We start from the raw sequence: 20,437 nt of genomic DNA, 5'->3' as shown, positions 1-20,437 counted from the left end.
GCGGCGCGAACGGACGCAGGCGGCGGGGGCGAAGGCTCCCGCCGCCTCTGTTTCAGCCCCGGCGGCGCGGCACGCTCTCGGGATCCAGCTCCCCGCCCAGACCCTTGCCCAGCGAGAAGCCGCCGTCCACGGTGAGCGTGGCCCCGGTGATGTAGGCCGCCTGGGGCGTCGCCAGATACACGGTGGCGCGGGCCACCTCCTCGGTGCTCGCGAAGCGGCCCAGCGGCACCCCGGCCTCGATCTCGGCGCGCATCTCGGGCGTCGGCCAGAGCCGCGACGCCGCGCCCTCCGTGTCGAAAGGTCCCGGCGCCACGCAGTTCACGCGGATCTTGTAGCGCGCCCACTCCACCGCCAGGCTCTTGCTCATGGCCAGCACGCCGGCCTTGGCGCTCACCGAGTGCACCACCCCGGGCGCGCCGGTCCAGGCGTAGGGCGCGATGATGTTGACGATCGACCCGCCCCCCTCCTGCAGCCGCATCACCCGCGCGGCCGCCTGGGAGCAGTAGAAGACCCCCGACAGCGCGATGTCGATGACCGCGCGCCACCCCTTGGGCGGCAGCGCGAGCGCCGGGCGGATGAAGTTGCCCGCCGCGTTGTTGACGAGCACGTCCAGCCCGCCGAAGTCCGCCGCCACGGCCTCCACCACCTCGCGCACCGTGTCCGGCTCGCGCACGTCGCAGACCTCGGCGCGCGCGCGCCAGCCCTCGCGCTCGGCGTCGGCGAGGAAGTCGTGGTGGTGCTGCGGGTCGCGGCTGGCGATGGCCACCTTGGCCCCCAGCCGCGCCAGGAGCCGGGCGATCTCGAGACCGAGCCCGGTGCCCCCGCCGGTGACGAGGGCGGCGCGTCCGTCGAGGATGCCGTCTTCGAAGAAGTCCTGCACGCGAGTCCTTTCCGGCCGTGAGCGGCCTAGTTGAGGCTGTGGGGCGTGGCCAGCGTGAAGACGGGAATCGGCGCCGTGAAGCGCTCGCCGTCGTCGCGCTGCATCGTGTAGCTGCCGCGCATGGAGCCCAGGGGCGTGGGCAGCGGGCAGAAGCTGTTGTAGACGAACTCCTCGCCCGGCTCCAGCCGGGGCTGCTCGCCCACCACCCCCGGGCCGTGCACCTCCTGCACCTGCCCGGCGGCGTCGGTGATGATCCAGTGGCGCTCGAGGAGCTGCGCCGGCGCCTCCCCCGCGTTCCGGATCCGGATGCGGTAGGCGAAGAAGTAGTAGCCCTGCTCCGGCGCCGAGCGCTGGGGCAGGTAGAAGGCCTCGGCCGTCACCTCGATCTTTCCATCCACGTCGCTCATGTGACCCCTGTCCGTTGCTTCCCGCCGCGGCGCGACAGGGCGCTTCCTGTCCCGGGACATCCCGTGCTTCCCGGAACGTCTCCCTTTTGGAATGGGCTTTGCTGTTGTGCCCGCGACACCCCGACCCTGTCCGGAAGGGTATGAGGGGGGTGGAGGTTAACCCAACCGGAGGATGGTCGATGCACCCCTTCAAGCGCAACGACGGCTTTACCCTGATCGAAGTCATCATCGCCGTGGCCCTGGTGGCGATCATGGCCGTGGCCATTGCCCCGCCGCTGGTTCAGAACATCAAGCAGGGCAAGGTGACCCGCGCCCAGAGCGATGTCCAGGCGATCGGCACGGCGATCCTGAACTTCTACAAGGACGTGGGCGAGTGGCCCTTCACCTCCCCGACGGGCGGCACGCTGAACCGCCTGGTGGGCAATTCCAGCCTCGGGGGGGGCAACAACGGGATCCCCGCTGGCACATCCGCGGTCACCGGCTCCAACCGGTGGCGGAATTATGGCCAGGCGGGGACCCTGACCGACTACCTGATCCGCAACATGACGGCCACCAATCCCACGCTCTACACCGCCAGCCAGAACCCGCTCAGCGTGCCCGGCTGGAACGGTCCCTACCTCTCCGAGGTCAAGCTCGATCCCTGGGGATCGCCCTACCTCGTGAACGTGCGCTACGGACGGCCGGCGCTCAGCGGCACCGGCACGGAGAACTTCGACATGCACAACATCCTCATCGTCTCGGCCGGTCCCAACAAGACCTTCGAGACGAGCTTCGACGACGGCGTCTTCGACGAGCAGGCCGGCGGCGACGACATCGCGTTCATCGTCCAGCGGGCCAGCCGCTTCTAGTTCGGATCGACCTCCTCCTCCGGGTCCGCGCCCCGGCGTTTCGGCGCCGGGGCCGTCGGGCGCACGGAGAGCACGGCGGGAGCAGCGATGGAGACCAAGAGCGCGGGGCGGCTGGGAGACATCCTCCTGTCGGCCGGGCTGATCAGCCCCGAGCATCTCGAGCTCGCCCTCAAGGAACAGAGCCAGACCGGCGAGAAACTGGGGAGCATTCTCCAGCGCCTCGGCGTGGTCACCGAGAAGGAGATCGCGCGCATCCTGGCCGGGCAGGCCGGCGTCCCCCACGTCTCGCTCAAGGAAGAGTGGATCCAGCGCGAGGCGGTGGACCTGCTGCCGTCCAGCTTCGCGGAGGAGCAGCACGTCTTTCCCATCGCCGTCCGCGGCAAGACGCTGGTCCTGGCGATGGCCAACCCCCTGGACCTGGACTGCATCGACGCCGCCGGCCGCCTGACCGGCCACTACATCGAGGTGGTGCACGCCACCGAGAGCGACATCGCCGAGACGCTGCAGCAGTACTTCGGCAGCCGCAGCGACATCGACGCCAAGATCGACAAGGCCCTCGCCGCGAGCCGCGCCAGCCTGGCCGCGGGCTCCCGCGCCGCCGAGGGCGACTCGCCCTTCGTGCGCCTGGTGGACCTGCTCCTCGGCAAGGCCGTGGAGACCGGCGCCACGGACATCCACGTGGAGCCCGAGGAGAAGGTCATCCGCGTGCGCTACCGCATCGACGGCCGCCTGCTCCAGGGCCATTCGCTCCAGAAGGAGCTGCAGAGCGTCGTCACCACGCGCTTCAAGATCATGGCGGGGATGAACATCTCCGAGTCGCGCGTGCCCCAGGACGGGCGCATCCTCTTCACGCACGAGAGCCGCAAGATCGACATGCGCGTGTCGAGCTTTCCCACCGTCCACGGCGAGACCTTCGTGTCCCGCCTGCTGGACAAGCAGAACCTGCTCGTGGGCCTCAGCGGCCTGGGCATGGGCAAGTCCACGCTGACCGCCTTCAAGCGCGACCTCGCCCGCCCCAACGGCATCATCCTCGTGACCGGGCCCACCGGCTCGGGCAAGACGACCACGCTCTACTCCGCCATGCAGCATCTCAACGCGCCCGACGTGAAGATGATCACGCTCGAGGACCCGGTGGAGTACGAGCTGCCGCTCATCAACCAGGGCCAGATCCAGAACGCCCAGGGCTTCACCTTCGCCAAGGGACTGCGCGCGATCCTGCGCCAGGACCCCGACATCATCCTGGTGGGCGAGATCCGCGATCAGGAGACGGCCAGCCTGGCGATCCGCGCCGCTCTGACCGGCCACCTGGTCTTCAGCACGCTGCACACGAACGACGCCGTGGGCGTGATCCCCCGCCTCGTGGACATGGGCGTCGAGCCCTACCTGCTCTCGGCCACGCTGGTGTCCGTGGTGGCGCAGCGCCTGGTGCGGGCCATCTGCCCGGTCTGCCGCGTGAGCGTGGAACCCACGGCCGAGCAGCGCGAGCTGCTGCGCCTCGACGACGCCGCGCTCGAGAACCCCGTCTTCAGCGAGGGGCGCGGCTGCCCCTCCTGTCACGACACCGGCTACAAGGGACGCCTGGCCGTCTTCGAGTACCTGCAGGCCACCGAGGCCGTGCGGCGGCTCATCGCCGAGCAGGCGCCGGTGGACGCGATCGTGGCCGCCGCCCGCGCGGACGGCATGCGCAGCCTGCGCGAGGACACCCTCGCCAAGGTCCTGCGCGGCAAGACGACCCTGGCCGAGATGATGCGGGTGGTGGCATGAGGGAGTTCCGCTATCGCGCCCTGAGCCTCGCCGGCGAGACCGTCACCGGTCTTCGTCAGGCGCCCAGCGTGAGCGCGCTGGCGCAGGAGCTCTCCGCGCAGAATCTCATCCTCCTGTCGGGACGCCCCACCTTCGGCCTCTTCGGCCGCGGCGGCCGCATCCGGCGCCAGGATCTGCTGGACTTCACGCTGCACATGGCCACGTCCCTGGGCGCGGGCATTCCCGTGATCCAGGCCCTGCGCGACGTCGAGGCGGGCATGTCGGGCCAGCGCTTCGGCGCCGTGATCAAGGCCCTGCGCGAGGAGATCAGCAGCGGCAGCCAGGTGGCCGAGGCCATGAGCCATCATCCCGACGTGTTCCCCGAGCTCTACCTGGCCCTCGTGTCGGCCGGCGAGAGCTCGGGCAACCTGGACGCGACGCTGGCCGAGCTCGTCACCTACCTCGAGTGGTCCACGGACCTGCAGGGCAAGATCAAGCAGGCGCTGCTCTACCCCGGCATCCTGGCAACGGCCACGCTGGGGCTCTTCCTGCTGATGGTGGTCTTCGTCATCCCGCGCTTCATGTCGGTCTTCCAGGAGCTGGACTACGAGCTGCCCACGCTCACGCTGCGCGTGCTGGCCGTGGGGTCCTTCTTCCAGCACTGGTGGCCCTTCCTGGTCGGCGGCGTCGCCGCGCTGGTGATCGGCCTGCGCCTCGTCAAACGCAGCGAGCGGGGCCGTTACGAGCTCGATCGCCTCACGCTGTCGCTGCCCGTGATCGGCGGCTTCCGCCGGCAGCTCGCGCTGTCGCGCTTCGCGCGCAACTTCGCCATGCTCTTCGGCTCGGGCCTGGACATCCTGCGCGTGCTGACCCTGTTGCAGCGCGTGGTGACGAACAGCGTCGTCGCCGCGGAGATCGCCGAGGCGCGCCGCCGCGTGGTGAGCGGCGACACCCTGGCCCGCGCCTTCGCGGGCAGCCCCAACTTCCCGCCGCTGCTCAAGCGGCTGATCAGCGTCGGCGAGCAGTCGGGCAACCTCGACGCCACGCTGACCAAGGCCGCCGACTACCTGGACAAGGAGCTGCCGCGGGCGATCAAGCGCCTCTTCACGGTGCTGGAGGCGCTGATCATCGTGCTGCTGGGCGCGCTGATCGCCGTCAGCGCGCTGTCGATGCTGCTGCCCATCTTCCAGATCCAGGGGCAGATCACGAAATGAGGAGCCCGACGCGCATGAGCAGATCCGGCTTCACGCTGCTCGAGGTGATCATCGCCATCGCGATCATCGGCATCATGCTGGGCGCCGTGGCGCCGATGGCGCACCGCCAGCTCGTGGCCGCGCGCGAGGACGCCACGCGCCGCGAGCTCGACCGCCTGCGCGGCGCGCTGCTCGCCTACTACGCGGACGTCGGCGCCTTCCCGCCCGAGTCGGTGGGACTCGCCGCCCTCGTCGGCATCGCCGGTCCCGGCGGCTGGCAGGGTCCCTACTACGAATCCGGCGGCGACGACCCCACGCGCGACGTGAGCACCGACGCCTTCGGCCAGCCCTACGTCTACGACCTCTCGCCGAGCGTGACCCCCGCCGGCGCCGCCGATCTCATCGTGGCCTCCAGCGGCGCGAATCACGCCGTGGAGCTGCGCGTGAGCGGCGCCTGGGATCTCTCCCGCGCGGACGACTGCGACGACCTCGCCCTGCTCGTCAGCGCCAGCCCGCTGAACCGCGAGAAGCGCCTCGCCTCCGTCGCGGAGCTGGAGTCCATGGCCGAGGCCGCGCGCCGCTACTACCAGGACCACGGCAGCTTTCCCCTGGCGCTCGCCGACCTCTCCGGCAGCTACCTGGACCCGGGCTTCGACGACGACAGCTTCGAGGACGACTGGCACGAGAGCTACCGCTCCCGCGTCGAGGCGGTGGGCAGCGACTGGCGTCTGCTGATCTGGAGCACGGGCCCCGACCGCGTCAACGCGGACGGCGGCGGCGACGACCTGCAGCTCGAGGTCAACAGCAGCGCCATCCCCACCGGCGGCAGCACGCTCTCCGCGACCGAGCAGGAGCTGCTGGACATCCAGGCGCTGGTGGACGCGGACCCGGGGCTCGACCTGAGCCGCCCCTGGACCGCCATCCGCACGGATCTCGGCCTCGGCGGCGACTACGACCTGGACGAGTGGGGCCAGGCCTACCTGGTCAACGTGGGCACGCGCACGGTGTTCAGCGGCGGTCCGGACCTGGACGGCTGGACCGCCGGCGACAACCTTCCCGCGGGGGTGAGCTATTGATCGGCAAGGCTGAAGGCTACTGCCTGGCTCCCCACGCGGACGGCTACTGGGCCCTGTCCCTCGGCCGCGGCGACGGCAACAGCTACCGCGTGAACTGGCTGGAGTCCATGGCCGCCGGCCGTCCCGGCGCCACCCCGCACGGCCGCGAGCTGGCCCGCGCCAGCCGTCGCGCGCTGCTGCTGTTGCCCAACGACAGCTGCCAGCTCATCCACGCCCGCCTGCCCGAGATGAAGCCGCAGCTCCTGCGCCTGGCCGTGCTCGGTCTCGTGCGCAAGCAGCGCGGCGGCAGCGAGCAGCAGTGGGTCGTGGACGTCATGCGCCGCAGCAGCGGCAAGGCAGCCGGCACGCGCCCCGCCGTGACGGGCCTCGCGCTCGAGCGCCCGAGTCTCGTCTCGCTGCTCGAACCCCTGGCGCCCCTCGACCTGCGGCCGGGCCAGGCGCTGCCGCAGGCGCTGGCGCTGGACGTCCTCCTGCGCCGCGAGCTCGCGCTCAGCGATCCCGAGACCGGCGCGTGGAACCTCGTCTTCCTCGGCCGCGAGGACCAGTACCTCGTCATCGGCGACACCACGGGCCCGCTGCTCGTGCGCACCCTGCCCTCGGACCTCTCCGGCGGCGCGGACCGCAGCGAGTACCTCGAGCGCCTGCTCACCGAGATCGAGCGCTCCCACTTCTTCGCTCAGCAGGGCGACCACGCCGCGCGCGTGCAGCGCGTGCTGGTCTGCGGCGATCCCGAGCTGGCCGAGCCGCTGGTGCTGCGCCTCGGCCAGTCCGACGGCCCCGTGGCCGAGCTCTGGCAGCCCGAGCGCCGCTTCATCGTCGACGGCGCCGCCGCGGCCTGGGAGTTCCTCCCCGTGCTGGCCGGCGCGGCCGCCGCGCTGGAGGGCGCGCCCTTCAACGTCATGCCGCCACGCCGTCAGGACGGCGCCGGCTGGCGCGTCCGCCACTACCTCGCCACCGGCGGCGCGGCGCTGGCCCTGGGCCTGCTGCCGCTGCTGGGCGGCGGCGGCGAGCTGACCCGGCGCGTGCAGGCCGGCGTCATCGACAGCCAGAGCGTGCAGCTCGAACACGGGCGCGAAGCCGCCGAGGAGACGGCCCGCGCCTACCTCCAGCAGCTGGGCCTGCTCGCGCGCCAGCAGCAGATCGACCGCTACTCGCCGCAGCGCCTGCCCCTGGGCGGCCTGCTGCGCGACCTGGCCGCGCGCATCCCCGGAGCGGTGCAGCTCGTCGACCTCGACCTGCTCGAGGACGAGGCCGGCGCCTACAGCCTCGTGCTGCGCGGCGAGTGCCGCGGCGAGAGCGGCGAGGCGGCGCAGAACGCGTTCCTGCGCTTCCACGACGCCCTCGCGGACTCCCCCTACCTCGACGGCGGCGAGGAGCCCGAGACCCTGCAGATCGACGGCGAACGCGACGAGCGCGGCGTGCGCTCGCGCGTGACCTTCACGCTGCGCTACCACCTGAGCCCGGAGGCGCGCGGATGAGCCCTGTCGCCGGCAAGCGTCTTTCCCGCAGCGCGGCGGTGCTGGCCGGCGCGGGCCTGCTCTGGGCGCTGGCCCTGGCCTTCCTGGTCTGGCCGGCGCTGCGCGACAGCCGTCAGAACAGCGGCGAGATCGGCGCGCTGGAGTCGCGCATCGAAACGCTCGGCGGCTGGAGCGGCGGCCGCGCCCTCCTCACCGCCGACGCGGGGCAGTGGGAGCGCGAGCAAGGCGCGCGCTTCGAGCGCCTGTTTCCGCGCGAGCGGCGGCTGCAGGAGCTCTTCCTGCAGGTGGCCACGGCCGCCAACAGCAGCGGCGTGGATCCCGTGCAGCTGCGGGTGCTGCCGCCCGAAGGCGAGGGCGGACAAGGCCGCCTGCTGGTCGCGGGCGGCGACCCGGCCGAGTTCGGCAACCTGCTCGACGCCCTCGACCTCAGCGCGGCGGATCTGCCCGGCTGCGACCTGCGCGCGCACCGGCTGCGCCTGACCTTCGACGCCGACTACCGCGACCTCGCCCGCTTCGGCGACGCGCTGCGCAGCCTGGACCGCGCCGTCACCGTGCGCGCCCTGCGGGCGCGGCGGGGGAGCCGGGGCGTCAACGTCGACATGGAGCTGGAGTACTATGTCCAGGCCCGGAACTAGGATCACCCAGGATCCGCGCGTGATGGCGCTGGTGCTGCTGGTGCTGGCCGTCATGGTCGCCGTCAATCTGCGGGAGTTCCTTCCGCAGGGCGCGCCCCGCGTGGCCGGCGCGTCCTTCGCGGACGAGGCCCTGGCCCCGCCGCCCGACCTGGCGCGCGTCACCGGCGCGCTGGAGCGTCAGCTCGAGGGCGGCGTCGAACGCGCCTGGCCCGCGCCGCGCGGCGACGTCGACCGCAATCCCTTCGCCTACCTGACGGCCTCGCGGCCCAGCGCCGCGCGCAGCGCCCCGGCCCCGCGTCGCAGCGGCCCACGGCTCGAGTGCACGGCCATCTTCGTGGGCAACGGCCCCCCCGCCGCCCTCGTGGACGGCCACGTGGTCTCCGCCGGCGAGCGCGTGGGCGGCTACGTGGTGGAGTCCATCGGCGAGAAGGGCGTCACGCTTCGGGACGGAAGCTCCACGCGCTTCCTCCCCGTGGAACAGAAGAAGAGCGGCGGCGCGGTGGGCGCGCCCATCTCGCTGCGCTGACCCGGACCGCGGGTCGAAAGGACGGAAGCATGCGGACACGGCTGCTGATCACCCTCGGGCTCGCCCTCGCGATGGCGCTGCCCGCGCTCGCGCAGACTCCGGAGGACGACTTCGGCCTCGCGCGCCTGGTGCAGCGCGATCCCGGCGGCGCGCCGCCCGCGCCCGACCCGCACGAGGGCGCGCGCATCACGCTCATCACGGGCGACTGGGTGGACGTGCGCGAGATCCTCAAGACCGTCGCCAAGAGCGGCGGCTACGGGCTGCAGATCGCGCCCGACGTGGAAGGCACGGTCAACGTGCACCTGGAGAACGTCACCGTGCCCACCGCCCTGCGCGCGCTGCTGGAGCCCGTGGACCTGGGCTACGAGCTGGTGGACGGCGTGCTGATGGTCTACAAGCGCGGCCTCGTGAGCCGCTGGTTCAGCTTCGACTACCCGGTGACCCAGCGCGAGGGCAAGGGCGAGCTGCGCGTCTCCGGCCGCGGGCAGAGCAGCACGGGCGCCACGAGCACCGAGGATCAGAACGAGAGCCACGTGACGTCCACGGCGGCCATGGCCATCTGGCCCGAGATGATGCAGGCCCTGGCGATCCTCGTCTTCGACAGGGCGCCCGAGACCGGCGCCGCGGAGGGCGTGACCGAAGCCCTCAGCCTCGCCGACGGCGAGGGCCGCTCCCTGGTGGTCAGCCCCATGGCCGGCGTGATCCAGGCCACCGCCGAGTGGAAGCGCCTGCGCCAGGTGGAGCTCTACCTGGAGCGCATGCGCACGGCGCTGCGCCGTCAGGTGGCGATCGAGGTGAAGATCCTGGAGGTCACCCTCAGCGACGAGCTCAACACGGGCGTGGACTGGACGGCCGTCTCCCACGAAAACGGCGTGGACCTGGATGCGCGCCAGCGCACGGTGCAGGGGCTGGGCAACCCCGTCTTCAACTTCGTGATCAGCGGCAAGTCGGTGTCCGGCCTGCTGGAGGCGGTGGAAAAACAGGGCCGCGTGAAGGTGCTGAGCACGCCGCGCATCACCACGCTCAACAACCAGAAGGCCGTGGTGCGGATCGTCACCGAGGAGGTCTTCTACGAGGCGCAGGTGGAGCCGCCCGTGGTGACCAACGGCGTGGTGACCGAGCCGGTGGTGGCCTACACCCCCAACGTGATCCCCGTGGGCTTCGTGCTCGACGTGACGCCGCAGGTGGGCATGGACGACGTCATCACGCTGAACGTGCACCCCACGGTGACGGACATCGTGCGCGTGGAGACCAGCCCCAATTCCGACACGGCGCCCGTGCTCAGCGTGCGCGAGCTGGACACCGTGGGCAAGGTGACCGACGGCGAGACGCTGGTGATCGCGGGCTTCATGTCCGACGGCCTGAACGACCAGGAGCAGGGCGTGCCCTTCCTGAAGGACGTCCCGCTGCTGGGCAACTTCTTCAAGCGCAAGATCAAGAAGCAGGTCCAGACCGAGATGGTCATGCTGCTCACGCCCGTGGTGCTCGACGCCGGCCGCACGGCCGACTGGACCGCCGCCGCCAGCGCGAGCATCGAGGCCAAGTTCTAGCGACGCTTGCGGCGGCCGCGGCCAGCGGCTAGGCTCGGTGGACCGGCGCGGGGCGCCGGACCGCCGGGAGCCCGCCATGAAGCCTTCGCTGCTCATTCCCGTCCTGCTCGTGTTCGCCGTGGTCGGCGTCTACGGCGCCTCGCTGGGCTACGGCTTCGTGGGCTTCGACGACCCCGACTACGTCACCGCGAATCCGATCGTGCAGCGCGGCCTCAGCGCCGACGGCGTGAAGTGGGCCTTCACCACGCACGCCGCCCAGAACTGGCATCCGCTCACCTGGCTCTCGCTCATGCTCGACGCGCAGCTGTTCGGCGCGACGTCCGCCCGCGGCTTCCACCTCACCAATCTGCTGCTCCACGCGCTGAACTGCCTGCTGCTCTTCTGGCTGCTGCGCGCGCTCACGGGCGCGACCTGGCGCAGCGGGCTGGCGGCGGCGCTGCTCGCGCTGCACCCGCTGCACGTGGAGTCCGTGGCGTGGATCGCCGAGCGGAAGGACGTCCTCAGCCTCGCCTTCGCCCTCGGCGCCACGCTGGCCTGGACGCGCTGGGCGCGTCGCGGGCGCTGGCGCGACTACGCGCTGGCCCTGGCGCTGCTGGCGCTGGGCCTCATGGCGAAGCAGATGCTCGTCACCCTGCCCGCGCTCTGGCTCCTGCTCGAGCTGTGGCCGCTGGGGCGGTTGCACGACCCGGCGGCGCGCGGGCGCACGGCGCTCGCCACGCTGCCCGGCTTCGCGCTGAGCGCGGGCGCGATCGCCCTGACCCTGGCCGCGCAGACCCGCCGCGCGACGCTCCTGCCCCTGGACGACCGCCTTGCCAACGCGGTGGTCTCGCTCGCGCGCTACCTGGGCAAGCTCGTCTGGCCGCATCCGCTCTCGGCGCTCTACCCCCACCCGGCGATGAACGGCGGCGTGCCGCTGGCGAGCTGGCAGGCGCCGGCCGCCGTCGCCCTGCTCGCGGCGATCAGCGTGGCCGTGTGGCGCTTCCGCCGCGTGCCCGCCTTGCCCGTCGGCTGGCTCTGGTTCCTGGTGGCGATGCTCCCTGTGATCGGCATCGTCCAGGTGGGCGAGCAGGCCATGGCCGACCGCTACGCCTACCTGCCCTTCATCGGGCTCTACGTCGCGATCGTCTGGGGCGTGGCCGCCCTGCTCGAACACGCGGGAGGACGCGGCCGCGAGCCCGTGCTGGTGCTCGTCGCGCTCGCGCTGATCGCCCTCGGCGCGACGGCCCACGCGCGCGCCGGCGCCTGGCGCGACGGCATCACCCTCGGCGAGAGCGCCCGCGCGGTGGAGCCGGTGCATCCCAAGATGCTCTACAACCTGGGCATCGCCTACGCCGAGGCCAACCGCCTCCCCGAGGCGGCGGGTAGCTTCGCGGCCGCGATCACGATCGCGCCGGACTATGCCAAGGCCTACAACAACCTCGGCCAGACCTACGAGGCCATGGGCAAGCTGGACGCGGCGCGCGGGGCCTACCAGGTCGCCGTGGCGAAGGACCCCGACTTCGCGCTCGCGCGCGTCAACCTGAGTCGCCTGCTCGCAAGGCAGGGCGACCTGGACGGCGCCATCGAGCAGCGCCGCCGCGCCGTCGCGCTCCAGCCGGACGACCCCGCCGGCCACAACAACCTCGGCGGCCTGCTGGCCCAGGCCGGCCGGCTCGAGGAAGCGGTGGCGCAGTTTCGCGCCGCGCTGGCGCTGGACCCCGCCAACCCTGACGCGCGCAAGAACCTGAACCTCGCCCTGCGCATGCTGGGCTCGCCGGACGCGAAGCCCTAGTCACTCGCCCCCGGGGGCGGGCTACCGCAGCAGCACGAGCTTCTGCGACTGCTCGGCGGCCGGCGTGACCAGCCGCGCGAAGTAGACGCCGCTGGGCAGCGCGCGGCCGGTGTCGTCGCGGCCGTCCCAGATTGCCGACTGCTCCCCCGCGTCGCACGGACCCTCGCGCAACACGGTGAGCCGGCGTCCGGCGAGGTCGATGATCTCGAGCCGCGCGGGGCCGGCGGCGGCGAGCGCGAAGCGGAGGGACGTCTGCGGGTTGAAGGGGTTGGGTGCGGCCGGCAGGAAGCGCGCGATCGGCGAGGCCGCGGGGGCGGCCGTGGGCAGCCAGGCGTCGAACTGGTCCTGCAACAGGTCGATGGGGTTCTGCGCCGTGCTCGTGTTGTTCACGTTGAGGTCGAGGTAGAGGTCGCCCGGCCCGTCGTCGGGGCGCGCGACGCGGAGGAACGCCGAGATCGCCGGCTTGCCCGCGCCGGCGCAGCGCGTATCGGCCCCCGGCACGTTGGCCGCCTGCAGCGCGGCCATCAGCTTGACGGCCAGCGGGCCCGGCGTCGCGAGGAAGGCCGTCTCCATGTCGGCCACGATCTCGGGTCCCAGCAGGATGTTCCCCTGCACGCTGTAGGTCGGCCCCGTGATCTGGCCCGCCCAGTCGGTGCAGTTCGTGCCGGTGTAGGCCGCGCTGCGGCCGCCGCCGACGAGGTCGGCGATGCCGTACTGGCGGATCGTCGGGTTGCCCTGGGCGTCGTTGGCCGCGAGCCAGTCGATGATCGCCTGCGGCGCCCAGCCCTGGTCCATCAGGTCCGAGGCGTTCGCCTGGTTCGTGCCGTTCCAGTAGGCCTGGGTGTGGATCGTCCCCACGCCGGGGTGGACGTCGCTGAGGATGATCGACCCGGAGATGCAGGACGCCCCCGCGCTGCCGACCTCGCCGGTGGCGGGATCCACGGCGGCGATCGAGAACGTGGCCCGGGCCGGGGTCGAGAGCGCGAGGAAGGCGAGGGCGGCGAGAGTGGCGAGCCGGCGCACGGCGGACCTCCCTGGGCTTGAGCGAGGGCGGACCGTCAGGATAGCACGCGGCTCAGAAGGGATGCCAGAGCAGGCCCGAGGGCACCTTGGGGTAGAAGTAGGTGGTCTTGCGGGGGGTGACCAGGCCGGCGGCGGTGACGTCGCCGAGCTGGGCGGCGCTCATGGGCGCGAGCAGGAAGAGCGCGCTGAGCTCGCCGGCGGCGAAGGACGCGCGCGCGTCGGCTTCGCTGCCGAAGTAGGCGAAGTTCGTGGGGTCGTCGAGCGTGGCGGCGTCCAGCGCGAGCGCCTCCTCGAGCACGAGCACGCGGTAGGCCACGGCGTCCAGGGCGGCGAGCTCGGGCTGCGGCACGCGCTCGGCCAGGCGCGCGGCGCCGGCCGCGTTGACCGTGAGCACGCGGTCCGCTTCGCCGGGACGGCAGAGCGTGAAACGGATCGCGCCCGCGGCGCCTGGGGCCGGCGACCCGCCCCCGGGGGCGACGTCGAAGTAGCGGCCGAGCGCGTCGAGCTCCGCGGCGAGCGGCGCGCGCAGGCCGCGGTGCGTGGCGAGCAGCAGCGTGTCCGGCGTGTCGAGGCAGGTGAAGAAGCCGAAGACCAGGGGCTTCGGCGTGCCCAGGCGCTGATGGTGCGCGAGCGTCGTGGTGTAGCGGTGGTGGCCGTCGGCGATGATCACCGGCCGGTGGCCAAGCGCGTCCATCACTCGCTGGTGCAGGGCGGGATCGTCGAGGACGAAGAGCTCGCCCGACGTGTCGTCCATGGCGAAGCGCTGGTCGGGCGCGCGGCCGTCGAGCGCGGCGGCGAAGAGCGGGGCCAGGGGGTCCGCGCCGTTGTCCCCGCGGTACACGAACCACACCGGGCTCAGGCTGGCGGCGAAGGCCGTCATCTGGGCGGCGCGGTCGCGGACCGGGCCCGCGTAGGTCTGCTCGTGGGGCAGCACCTTGCCCGCGTCGAAGGGCAGCAGGTGCGCGAGGCCGAAGAGGCCCGTGCGGCTGCGCGCGCTGCCGTCGGGGGCGACGAAGCGCTGGCGCAGCACGGTGAAGCTCGGGGCGCTGTCGCGGGAGACGTCGCCCGCGCGGCGCCAGCCGGCGAGGCGTTCGGCCGCCTCGGGATAGAAGGGACTCGCGCCCGCGGGGTCGACGCCCCCGGGCGGCAGGTCCAGATGCACGAAGTTCAGCGGCGAGGCGGCCGCGAGCGTCGCCCGGGCGGGGGTGGAGATCACGTCGTAGGGCGGCGCCGCCAGCGCGCTCAGGTCGGCGTGGCGGGCGGGGTCGAAGCGCTCGGCGCGAAAGGGGTGGAGTGTCGCCACGCGCCGCCTAGTCGTCCCAGTGCAGGGGCATCAGGCGCAGGTACTCCGTGGTGTTCTCCTTGCGCTCGAAGTCCTTCCACACGCGCTCCACCTGGTCCTGCGTGAGGTCCATCGCCTCGGCCGCCTCGCCGGCGCCCGTGTCGGGGTCCTTCCAGGCGAGGTGCAGCAGGTCCATGGCGAGGAACGGGAGGCTGTAGTAGAAGTCCTCCTGCGTGGTCTCCATGGAGTAGGTGTCCGTGGTGGGCGTGCGGTCGATGATCGACTGCGGCACGCCGAGCGCCTTCGCGACCTGGTAGACCTGGGTCTTGTAGAGATGGGCGATGGGCTTGAGGTCGGCGCCGCCGTCGCCCCACTTCACGAAGAAGCCCTGGTCGTGCTCGTTCTTCTGGCCGGTGCCGATCACGGCGTAGTTCCGCTGCTCGCCGTGGTAGTAGAGCATGAGCATGCGCACGCGCTGCTTCATGTTGCTGGCGGCGACGATCTGCAGGTACTGCTTCGGCGGGATGCGCTTGGTGTCGCGGCGGCCGTCGGGGTACTCGATGTTGATGCGGAAGATGTTCAGGCGATCCTGCTGCAGGATGTTCGCCGGCAGCACGATGTTGAACTTGCAGTCCGGCGTGTAGTCCGGGTAGATGCGCTTCACGGCCTCGTCGCGGCGCGGGTAGCAGGACAGGCCGGTGAGGGCGGGCGTCAGGTTCTCCAGGATCAGCTCGAAGCCGTACTGCTTGGACAGCGCCTTGGCGAGCTCGTAGCTCTCGGGGCTCGAGTCCTGCTCCGGCATCGCCACGCCCAGCACGCGCTCGGGACCCAGGGCCTTGCAGGCCAGGGCCACGCAGGTGGAGCTGTCGATGCCGCCGCTCACGCCGATCACCACGCCCTGACGGTTCAGCCGGCGCGTGACCTGCCGCTCCACGACGGCGGCGAGCTCGTCGACCACCTTGGGGGCGTCCAGGGTGAGGATGTCCTTGTGGAAGCCTGACATTGCGTCTCCTTCGATCAGTAGAGTCTCAGGGCGAGAAAGTGCAGGCGACCGGGGACAATGTCAACCACGGCCTGCCCGTCGCCGACGCCGCGGCCCCCGCGCAGCTCCACGCGGTGCTCGCCGGCCGGCAGGGCCACGCGCGTCACCGAGACGTGGGCCGGCAAGGTGCTCCAGGAGCGGGTGTCGGCGACCTCGGTCACGCTGCCCAGGATGTCGGTGAGAAAGCCCGCGCCCTCGCCGTGCTTCTCCTCCATCTTCTTCTTGGCCCAGTACTTAAGCAAGGCCCGGGCCACGGTGCGGATGACCACGGCGCCGTAGCGGTCCTCCAGGCACTGACGGCTCAGCGCGCCCAGGTCGGCCCCGAGATCCAGGGTGCCGGCGGCGCCGTCGGCGGTCCAGCTCAGGCGCGGCGGGGGCCCCGAGGGCGGCACGGCGGGCAGCGCGATGCTGAGGATGTAGGCCAGCTTCTGCTTGCGCCCCTCCACGTGCCAGGTGTCGTAGGCGTGGGTGGCCACCGTCCAGGCGGCCTCCTCGTCGCCGTTCGCGTCCTCGTAGATGGGAAAGTCGATCCGCTCGGACACCTTGCCCGGCGCGAGGCCGGTGTCCACGAGGATGACGAGCTCGCCCTCGTCGGGCCCCACCGCGCGAGGCTCCACGTCGGGGTAGGCCTCGCGATAGCTGGCGACCTCCTCGTCGAAGCCGAGGCGATGGCCGGCGTCGAGCAGGTCTTCGATCAGCGAGCGCGGCGGGGCCGGCACGCCGTAGATGTCCACGGCGCGGTAGAGCCGCTCGGCCTCGCGGTAGTTGATCCAGGCGTCGTTCAGCTCGCCGTCCATCTCGTAGAGCAGCCCGGCGACGTACTGCAGGAAGGGGTCGTTGCGGTACTTCGCGGCGTCGTCGCCGGTGTCGGCGTGACGGGTCAGCGCCTGCGTGGCGGCGCGCCCCTCCACCGCGGCGTCGTGGGTCTGGCCGGCGTCCAGGTAGGCCAGCGCGCGATAGTAGTGGATCCACACCTGCTCGAAGCGCTCGCCGCGGTATTCCTGCACGGTGTCGTTGAGCAGGAGACGCCCCACCTCGCGCGACAGGCTGCGCGTGTAGAGCTCGTCCACCACCTGGTCCGCGGCCGCCAGGCTGACCTGGCAGCCGTCGTAGTCCTCGGTGAGGTACTGCAGCATGCCCTTCTCCATGAGATAGGGCAGGCTGCGCGTGTCCGCGTCGTAGAGCTTGTCGAGGGCCCCGAGGGCCGCCGCGGGATTGCCCGCGGCCAGGTCCGTGCGCAGACGCGCCACCTTGCCCGCGTAGCCGCTGCAGGCGGCCACGGCCGCCACGGCGAGCAGGAGGAGGAGCGGCGCGAGGCGACGGCCCCGCGCCCTCACGCGCGCGATCAGGGCAGGCATGCTCCGCGCCTAGCCCTTGTAGCGGCCCTTCTGCCTGACCTTCTTGATCTTGTGGTTGCCGATCCAGACCTTCTGGTTCGTCTGGATCTTGATCAGCTCGAGATCCGTCGAGAAGAAGAACAGCTCGCTGCCGCCGGCCGCGTCGCCCTGCTCGTTGATGGTGCCGATCAGCATGTAGTCGGCGCCCAGCTCCAGGCCCATCTGCTTGACGGTCTCCGGATCCGCGTTCACGCGCTGGTCCAGGCGCTCGCCGCGGATCTGGTCGCGCTCGTCGGCACTGGCCACGATGTCCACGAGGCCGCTCACCACGCAGGCGCGCTCCAGGTCCTTGAGGAAAATGTCCGTGGCGATGTGCTCGGTGGTCTTGTTGCGGATGCTGCCCACGATGACCACCGGGTTCTTGCCCTCGGCCATGGCGTGACGGTTCAGCCAGGGCGACGAGAGGCAGTCGGCGATCATGGCGTCGGCCACCATGCGGCTGTCGGCGTCGTTCCAGTGGCCCGACATGTCGATGGTGGTGTCGGTGTCCACCCGCGTGACCTGGGTCTTGGAGCAGCCGCCGAGCAGAGTGACGGCCGCCAGGGCCAGCACCGCGACCAGCAGGATCGGATTGCGCTTCATGGATTCATGCCTCCCGTGCAGTTGGCCGTCCGGCGGCCGCTTCAGTCCGTGTGCCAGGGCTCTTCGTGGGCTCCCGCGCGCCGGTTCGCCCAGCGGGCGGCGACGAAGAGGAAATCGGAGAGCCGGTTCAGATAGACGATCAGGTCCTCGGAAACGTTTAAGCCCGCCGCGGCCAGCGCCACCACCCGCCGTTCCGCCCGCCGGCAGACCGTCCGCCCCAGGTGAAGCGCGGCCGCCTGGGCGCAGCCGCCCGGCAGAATGAACTGACGCAGCGGGGGCAGGTCGGCCTCCAGGCGGTCGATCCAGCCCTCCAGCCGCGCCGGGCCTTCCGGGTCCAGGGGCGGCAACGAGGCCGCCGACGGATCCGGCGATGCAAGATGGCTGCCCACAGTGAACAGATCGCGCTGGATGGCGTGAATCAGCGGCGAGAGCTCGCCGCTCTCGTCCAGGGCGTCGGCCAGGCCGAGCTGGGCGCCGAGCTCGTCGACGGACCCGTAGGCCTCGATCCGCGGGTCGTCCTTGCCCGTGCGCGTGCCGCCCAGCAGGCCCGTGCGGCCCTTGTCGCCGCCGCGAGTGTAGATCTTCATGGCGCCAAGATGCCCGCTCCCCCTCACGGCGACAAGCAGGAAATCCTGGCCGCGGGCAAAGCGCTCGGGCATCATCGCGGCATGCCCGCCTTCGCCGTCGAACCCAGCACGCCCTTCCCCCTCGGCCGCTTCGCGGGCCTCGCCGGCGTCGCCGGACTCGTGCACGCCGTCAGCACGCGGGGGGGTCCCGACTTCAGCCCGCCCACGGACAGCCCTGCCCACGCGGCCGCCGCGCGCGCCCTCGCCGCGCAGCTCGACCTGGACGCCGCCGCCTGGCTCCGCCAGGTGCACGGCGCGGAGGTCCTTCACGCCAGCGGCCCCGGCCTGCTCGGCGAGGGCGACGGCCTGGTGACGGCCACCCGCGGCCTCGCGCTGCTCGTGCGCAGCGCCGACTGCCCGCTGATCCTGGCGGTGGCGGAGGACGCGTCCGGCCGCGCCGCGGCCGTGGGCGTGGCCCACGCCTCGTGGAAGAGCAGCGTCGGCGGCATCGCGGGACGCCTGGTGACCGAACTCGCCGCCCTCTCCGGCCTGCCGCCGTCGCGGATGCGCGCTGCCCTGGCCCCCTCGGCCGGTCCCTGTTGCTACGAAGTGGGCCCGGAGATCCGCGACGCGGCGGTCGACGCCTTCGGAGCCGCCGCCGAGGCCTGGTTCCCCGCGCCGGGCGGGCGGCTCGTCTTCGACCTGTGGCGGGCGAACGCCGATCAGCTCGCCGCCGCGGGCCTGCCGCCGGCGCAGTTCGAGCTGGCGGGCGTCTGCACGATCTGCGAGCGGGAGCACTTCCACTCCTGGCGCCGCGACCGCGAGGCCGCGGGCCGCTTCGCGGGGCTCGTGGGGCTGCGCGGCTGACGGGACCCACCATGCACCCGGTCCGTGCGCCATTTCAGATTTCCGTGGGCCGCGCCGCATGTTTTGCAGGCCCGCGCAGGCAGCCCGCGTTTTTCCCCCCGGCGCCTTGCGTTTCCTCGTTGCCGGGCCGGGGGGATGACATACCTTGTCCCGCGTTGCAGACCCTGTAGTCCTGGAGGTGGATCCCATGGCCGGTCCGGCGTTCAACGCCTTCGAGATGGCCCAGCGTCAGTTCGATGCCGTCGCCGAGAAGCTCGGTCTCGACGAGCCCACCCGCGAGCTCCTTCGCCAGCCGCTGCGGGAGTACCACTTCAGCATTCCCGTCCGCATGGACGACGGCGCCGTGAAGGTGTTCCGCGGCTTCCGCGTGCAGCACAACGACGCGCGCGGCCCGGCCAAGGGCGGCATCCGCTTCCACCCCCAGGAGACGGTGGACACCGTGCGCGCCCTGGCCACCTGGATGACCTGGAAGTGCGCCGTGGTGGAGATCCCCCTGGGCGGCGGCAAGGGCGGCGTCATCTGCGATCCGCACAACCTGTCCGAGCGCGAGCAGGAGGCGCTGGCGCGAGGCTGGGTGCGGCAGATCGCGCGGAACATCGGCCCGGTGCAGGACGTGCCCGCACCGGACGTCATGACCAGCGCCCAGCACATGCTCTGGATGCTCGACGAGTACGAGCACATCACCGGCGGCCACTATCCGGGCATGATCACCGGCAAGCCGCTGGGCATGGGCGGCTCCCAGGGCCGCACCGAGGCCACCGGCTACGGGGTCGTCTACACGCTGCGCGAGGCGCTGCGGCGCCACGGCGTGGACCCGGCCGACACCACCGCTTCGGTGCAGGGCTTCGGCAACGTGGCGCAGTACGCCATCGAGGCCTACCAGCAGCTCGGCGGGCGCGTGATCTGCGTCTCGAGCTGGGACCAGGCCGACCAGACCAGCTACTCCTTCCGCCGCGAGTCGGGCGTGGAGCTGTCCGAGCTCAAGGGCATCAGCGACCGCTTCGGCGGCATCGACAAGGCCAAGGCCAAGAGCCTGGGCTACGAGGTGCTCGACGGCGGCGCGTGGATCGAGCAGGGCGTGGACATCCTCATGCCCTGCGCGCTCGAGAACCAGGTCAACGGCGACACCGCCCCGCGCATCGACCGCCGCGTGCGCTTCATGGCCGAGGGCGCCAACGGCCCGACGACGCCCGAGGCCGACGCGATCCTGGCGGAGAAGGGCGTCTACGTGATCCCCGACTTCCTCTGCAACGCGGGCGGCGTGACCTGCAGCTACTTCGAGCAGGTCCAGTGCAACATGAACTTCTTCTGGCCCAAGGACGAGGTGCTCGAGCGCCTGGACGGCATCATGACCCGCGCCTTCCACAAGGTGGCCGACCTGGCCGAGAAGCGTCAGCTCAGCATGCGCGACGCGGCCTACATGATCGCGATCCAGCGCGTGGCGGAGGCCTGCCGGGCCCGCGGCTGGGTGTAGCGGGCAAGCGCGGGCAGGAGCGTGCGGAACGGGGCCGCGGCGCCCCGTTCGCAGGAGGTCGGACCCTGCTCTGCTTCTTCGCAACGGACCTGCACGG

Annotated in this window: 19 protein-coding genes; 11 read left to right on the top strand and 8 right to left on the bottom strand. The window is 71.9% G+C overall.

Annotation, left to right across the window (positions count from 1 at the left end; translation table 11 throughout):
* Positions 1 to 52: 52 nt before the first annotated feature.
* Together H6693_10390 and apaG are read right to left on the bottom strand one after the other, a co-directional pair.
* Complete coding sequence (locus tag H6693_10390; GenBank protein ID MCB9516592.1) at positions 53 to 856, bottom strand: SDR family oxidoreductase; 804 nt, start codon at positions 854 to 856, stop codon at positions 53 to 55.
* Positions 857 to 906: 50 nt separating this feature from the next.
* On the bottom strand, positions 907 to 1,287 hold the full coding sequence (gene apaG / locus H6693_10385; protein MCB9516591.1) for a Co2+/Mg2+ efflux protein ApaG: 381 nt from the start codon (positions 1,285 to 1,287) through the stop codon (positions 907 to 909).
* 179 nt (positions 1,288 to 1,466) lie between these two features.
* Here apaG and H6693_10380 point away from each other — a divergent pair, with 179 nt between their 5' ends.
* From H6693_10380 to H6693_10340, 9 genes are all read left to right on the top strand, one after another.
* Positions 1,467 to 2,135 carry a prepilin-type N-terminal cleavage/methylation domain-containing protein gene (locus H6693_10380; GenBank protein ID MCB9516590.1) on the top strand — a complete coding sequence of 223 codons (669 nt, stop codon included), beginning with the start codon at positions 1,467 to 1,469 and terminating at the stop codon, positions 2,133 to 2,135.
* 87 nt (positions 2,136 to 2,222) lie between these two features.
* A complete protein-coding gene (gene tadA / locus H6693_10375; GenBank protein MCB9516589.1) occupies positions 2,223 to 3,899 on the top strand; it encodes a Flp pilus assembly complex ATPase component TadA in 1,677 nt (558 codons plus the stop codon).
* Positions 3,896 to 5,092 carry a type II secretion system F family protein gene (locus tag H6693_10370; GenBank protein MCB9516588.1) on the top strand — a complete coding sequence of 399 codons (1,197 nt, stop codon included), beginning with the start codon at positions 3,896 to 3,898 and terminating at the stop codon, positions 5,090 to 5,092. Before tadA ends, H6693_10370 begins: the two co-directional genes overlap by 4 nt.
* A 14-nt stretch (positions 5,093 to 5,106) precedes the next feature.
* A complete protein-coding gene (locus H6693_10365; protein MCB9516587.1) occupies positions 5,107 to 6,147 on the top strand; it encodes a type II secretion system protein GspG in 1,041 nt (346 codons plus the stop codon).
* A complete protein-coding gene (locus tag H6693_10360; GenBank protein ID MCB9516586.1) occupies positions 6,144 to 7,625 on the top strand; it encodes a hypothetical protein in 1,482 nt (493 codons plus the stop codon). Before H6693_10365 ends, H6693_10360 begins: the two co-directional genes overlap by 4 nt.
* Complete coding sequence (locus tag H6693_10355) at positions 7,622 to 8,260, top strand: hypothetical protein (protein MCB9516585.1); 639 nt, start codon at positions 7,622 to 7,624, stop codon at positions 8,258 to 8,260. The genes H6693_10360 and H6693_10355 overlap by 4 nt, the downstream gene beginning before the upstream one ends.
* Positions 8,241 to 8,786 (top strand): hypothetical protein, encoded by a 546-nt coding sequence (locus tag H6693_10350; GenBank protein ID MCB9516584.1) that lies wholly within the window; start codon positions 8,241 to 8,243, stop codon positions 8,784 to 8,786. Before H6693_10355 ends, H6693_10350 begins: the two co-directional genes overlap by 20 nt.
* A gap of 29 nt (positions 8,787 to 8,815) precedes the next feature.
* Positions 8,816 to 10,336 (top strand): hypothetical protein, encoded by a 1,521-nt coding sequence (locus tag H6693_10345; protein MCB9516583.1) that lies wholly within the window; start codon positions 8,816 to 8,818, stop codon positions 10,334 to 10,336.
* Between the two features lie 76 nt (positions 10,337 to 10,412).
* Positions 10,413 to 12,107 (top strand): tetratricopeptide repeat protein, encoded by a 1,695-nt coding sequence (locus H6693_10340; GenBank protein MCB9516582.1) that lies wholly within the window; start codon positions 10,413 to 10,415, stop codon positions 12,105 to 12,107.
* Between the two features lie 21 nt (positions 12,108 to 12,128).
* Here H6693_10340 and H6693_10335 read toward each other — a convergent pair whose 3' ends face one another.
* The 6 genes from H6693_10335 to H6693_10310 are packed head-to-tail and all read right to left on the bottom strand — an operon-like array spanning position 12,129 to position 18,020.
* Positions 12,129 to 13,130 (bottom strand): DUF1028 domain-containing protein, encoded by a 1,002-nt coding sequence (locus tag H6693_10335; GenBank protein MCB9516581.1) that lies wholly within the window; start codon positions 13,128 to 13,130, stop codon positions 12,129 to 12,131.
* Between the two features lie 52 nt (positions 13,131 to 13,182).
* Entirely contained in the window at positions 13,183 to 14,433 is a 1,251-nt protein-coding gene (locus H6693_10330; GenBank protein ID MCB9516580.1) for a DUF1015 domain-containing protein, read from the bottom strand.
* Between the two features lie 7 nt (positions 14,434 to 14,440).
* Positions 14,441 to 15,415: an NAD(+) synthase gene (gene nadE / locus H6693_10325; protein MCB9516579.1), complete on the bottom strand. Its 975-nt coding sequence runs from the start codon at positions 15,413 to 15,415 to the stop codon at positions 14,441 to 14,443.
* 14 nt (positions 15,416 to 15,429) lie between these two features.
* Positions 15,430 to 16,812, bottom strand: a complete 1,383-nt coding sequence (locus H6693_10320) for a hypothetical protein (protein MCB9516578.1) — start codon at positions 16,810 to 16,812, stop codon at positions 15,430 to 15,432.
* Between the two features lie 9 nt (positions 16,813 to 16,821).
* Positions 16,822 to 17,433 (bottom strand): penicillin-binding protein activator LpoB, encoded by a 612-nt coding sequence (locus H6693_10315; protein ID MCB9516577.1) that lies wholly within the window; start codon positions 17,431 to 17,433, stop codon positions 16,822 to 16,824.
* 41 nt (positions 17,434 to 17,474) lie between these two features.
* Positions 17,475 to 18,020, bottom strand: coding sequence for a cob(I)yrinic acid a,c-diamide adenosyltransferase (locus tag H6693_10310; GenBank protein MCB9516576.1), 546 nt, complete (start codon positions 18,018 to 18,020; stop codon positions 17,475 to 17,477).
* A gap of 81 nt (positions 18,021 to 18,101) precedes the next feature.
* Between H6693_10310 and H6693_10305 the strand changes: the two genes are divergently transcribed.
* A complete protein-coding gene (locus tag H6693_10305; protein ID MCB9516575.1) occupies positions 18,102 to 18,866 on the top strand; it encodes a polyphenol oxidase family protein in 765 nt (254 codons plus the stop codon).
* A 187-nt stretch (positions 18,867 to 19,053) separates the two neighbouring features.
* The gene (locus H6693_10300) at positions 19,054 to 20,340 is read left to right on the top strand and encodes a Glu/Leu/Phe/Val dehydrogenase (protein ID MCB9516574.1); all 1,287 of its coding nucleotides are present in this window, start codon (positions 19,054 to 19,056) and stop codon (positions 20,338 to 20,340) included.
* Positions 20,341 to 20,437: the final 97 nt, after the last annotated feature.

The sequence above is a fragment of the Candidatus Latescibacterota bacterium genome, assembly GCA_020633725.1.
In the GTDB taxonomy this organism is placed as follows: Bacteria; Krumholzibacteriota; Krumholzibacteriia; order JACNKJ01; family JACNKJ01; genus VGXI01.
This window is presented reverse-complemented; position numbering and strand designations above follow the sequence as displayed.